The organism is Kutzneria sp. 744, from assembly GCF_000568255.1.
Classification (GTDB): Bacteria; Actinomycetota; Actinomycetes; order Mycobacteriales; family Pseudonocardiaceae; genus Kutzneria.
The window spans coordinates 92,653-94,905 of the sequence record NZ_KK037166.1 but is presented as its reverse complement, the minus strand read 5'-3'; the positions used below and the strand labels follow the sequence as shown (position 1 = coordinate 94,905).

The 2,253-nt window shown below is 73.9% G+C and carries 4 protein-coding genes; 2 read left to right on the top strand and 2 right to left on the bottom strand.

Annotated elements, in window-relative coordinates; translation table 11 throughout:
- Both KUTG_RS60415 and KUTG_RS00455 read right to left on the bottom strand, forming a co-directional pair.
- Nucleotides 1–446: hypothetical protein (locus KUTG_RS60415; RefSeq protein WP_043714115.1), on the bottom strand; the 446-nt coding region annotated here is incomplete at its 3' end.
- Nucleotides 447–494: 48 nt separating this feature from the next.
- Entirely contained in the window at nucleotides 495–1,391 is an 897-nt protein-coding gene (locus KUTG_RS00455; protein WP_232240572.1) for a dihydrodipicolinate synthase family protein, read from the bottom strand.
- A 44-nt stretch (nucleotides 1,392–1,435) separates the two neighbouring features.
- On the opposite strand from KUTG_RS00455, the gene KUTG_RS00450 reads away from it, so the two are divergent.
- Both KUTG_RS00450 and KUTG_RS65035 read left to right on the top strand, forming a co-directional pair.
- Nucleotides 1,436–2,044, top strand: coding sequence for a LysR family transcriptional regulator (locus KUTG_RS00450; RefSeq protein ID WP_052393616.1), 609 nt, complete (start codon nucleotides 1,436–1,438; stop codon nucleotides 2,042–2,044).
- The coding region (locus KUTG_RS65035; protein WP_255360840.1) for a LysR substrate-binding domain-containing protein at nucleotides 2,041–2,253 on the top strand (213 nt) is incomplete at its 3' end. The genes KUTG_RS00450 and KUTG_RS65035, both read left to right, overlap by 4 nt.

Below are 2,253 nucleotides of genomic sequence, written 5' to 3'. Positions count from 1 at the left end.
AGGCGGGCCTCGACCTGGTCGAGCTCCGCCCGCGAGCGGACCCACTGGTAGGGCCGGCCCGACGAGCCGGAGGACTCGTCGACCTCCACGCCCCGTTCGGGCAGCTCACCGCCGCGGCAGCGCGCGGCCAGCGGGTGCACGTCGATGTAGTTGGCCTTGTCCAGCACCGGCAGTGCCGACAGGTATCCGTGCAGGCCGCCGGCCTGCGTCGCGGCCGACCATGGTCGCGCCCCTTGCGTCGCCGCCTGGTAGGCCGGCACCCGCCGGCGTGCCGTCGCGGCCGTGCGCACGGCGCCGTACAGCCCGGCGCGTTCGGCGACACCGGCGCCCCATCGGCCGAGCAGCGCCATGCCGCCCGGCCGCCGCGCCAGCGTCACGTCGGCGGCGCGCACGAGCAGGTGCGCGCCGAGTCCGCCGGCGAGGTCGAAAGCCACTGCGATCCGCATGCGGCACATCGTGTTCGGCCTCGGGGCCGGCCATAAGCGAGGTGCTACTCAGTGCGGGTGAGTAGTTGCCCGATTGACAGGCGTGTCGACGGCCTCAGGGCTCGCGGGCAGCAGCGGTAGACGAACGTCGGGGGTGGGGATGCGGCCCTGCGCGTGCAGCACGCCCTTGAGCACGGTCGGGCTGGGTTCGGCGAACAGCGCCGTGGACAGCCGCGCCAGGGCGTGACCGAGGGGACGGGCGGTCGCCACGTCGCCCTTGTGCCACGTCGCCACGAGCCGGGTGAACGCCGTGGTGCACAGGTGCGAGGAGGCGGTGATGCCACCGCGCGCGCCCAGCGCCAGCATGGGCGACAGGTAGGCGTCGTCCCCGGCGAACACGGCGAAGTCCGGCGGGCAGTCGCCGAGTAGCGCGATGGCGTCCTCGGTCATGCCGCTGGCCACCTTGGCCCCGATGATGTTGGGGATTCGGCTGAGCGTGAGCAGCGTGGCGGCGCTGAGCGGCTGGGCCGTGCGGTGCGGCACGTGGTAGACGAGCAGCGGCACCGGGCTGTTGGCGGCCAGCTGCGTGAAGTGGGCGATGACGCCGGCCTCGCCGGGGCGCACGTAGTACGGCACCGGCACCAGCGCGGCGTCGACCTGGGCATGCGCGGCCAGCGCCTCGACGCTGGAGTGGGTGTCATTGGTGCCGGCCCCCACCACGAGCGCGGCGCCGTGATCGGCGCAGGCCCGCGCGCACACCTCCAGCACCGTGTGCTTCTCGTCGGCGTCGAGGGCGAAGGCCTCCGCGGAGGTGCCCAGCGCGATGAGGCCGGCCGCGCCCTGCGTGAGGACGTCGTCGGCCAGCGCCGCGAGGGCCTCGACGGCGACGGTGCCGTCGACGGCGAACGGCGTAATGAGGGGGACGAGGATGCCTTCCATGCCCTTCAGCGTGCGGGCGGCGATCATGCAGGTCCAGTTCGCATTTGTACGGTGATACGTAAGCTGGGCTGATGCTTGATGTGCGCCGGCTGCGGCTGCTGCGGGAACTGGCCCATCGCGGCACCATCGCCGCCGTCGCCGAGGCGGTCTCGTTCACGCCGTCCGCGGTGTCGCAGCAGCTGTCCGCGCTGGAGCGGGAGGCCGGTGTGCCGCTGTTGACCCGCAGTGGCCGCCGGGTGGTGCTCACGCCGGCCGGCCGCGGCCTGGTCCGGCACGCCGAGGCCGTGTTGGCGCAGTTGGAGCGCGCCGCCGCCGAGCTCGACGGGGCCCGCCAGGGTCTGTCGGGGTCGCTGCGCATCGGCACCTTCCCCAGCGCCGGCCGGGCCATGGTGCCGGCCGCGTTGGCCGAGCTGTCACGGCGCCATCCGGGGTTGGAGCCCATGGCCGTGGAGCTGGATCCCGCCCAGGTCGCCGACGCGGTGCGGGCTGGCGACCTCGACGTGGCGCTCGTGCACTCCTACGACTTCGCTCCGGTGCCGAACGAGGCTGGTATCGCCGTGATACCGCTTTGCCGGGAGGCGATGTACCTCGCCACCGCGTCGACGGGGCTCGCGACCGTGGCCGACTGCCGCGACGAGCCGTGGATCCTCGCGGTCGAGGGCACGTTGTGCCCCGGATGACCGTGCACGCCTGCCAGGCCGCCGGCTACACCCCGCATGCCCGGCACCAGATCGACGACTTCGGCACCGTGCTCGCGCTCGTCGCCGCCGGTCAAGGCGTGGCGCTGGTGCCCGAGCTGGGGCTGGTCGACTGCCCCGACGGCGTCACACTGACCCGGCTGTCCCTCGGCCGTCACACCCGCATCGCCCACCGCAGCGGCGCCGAGGAC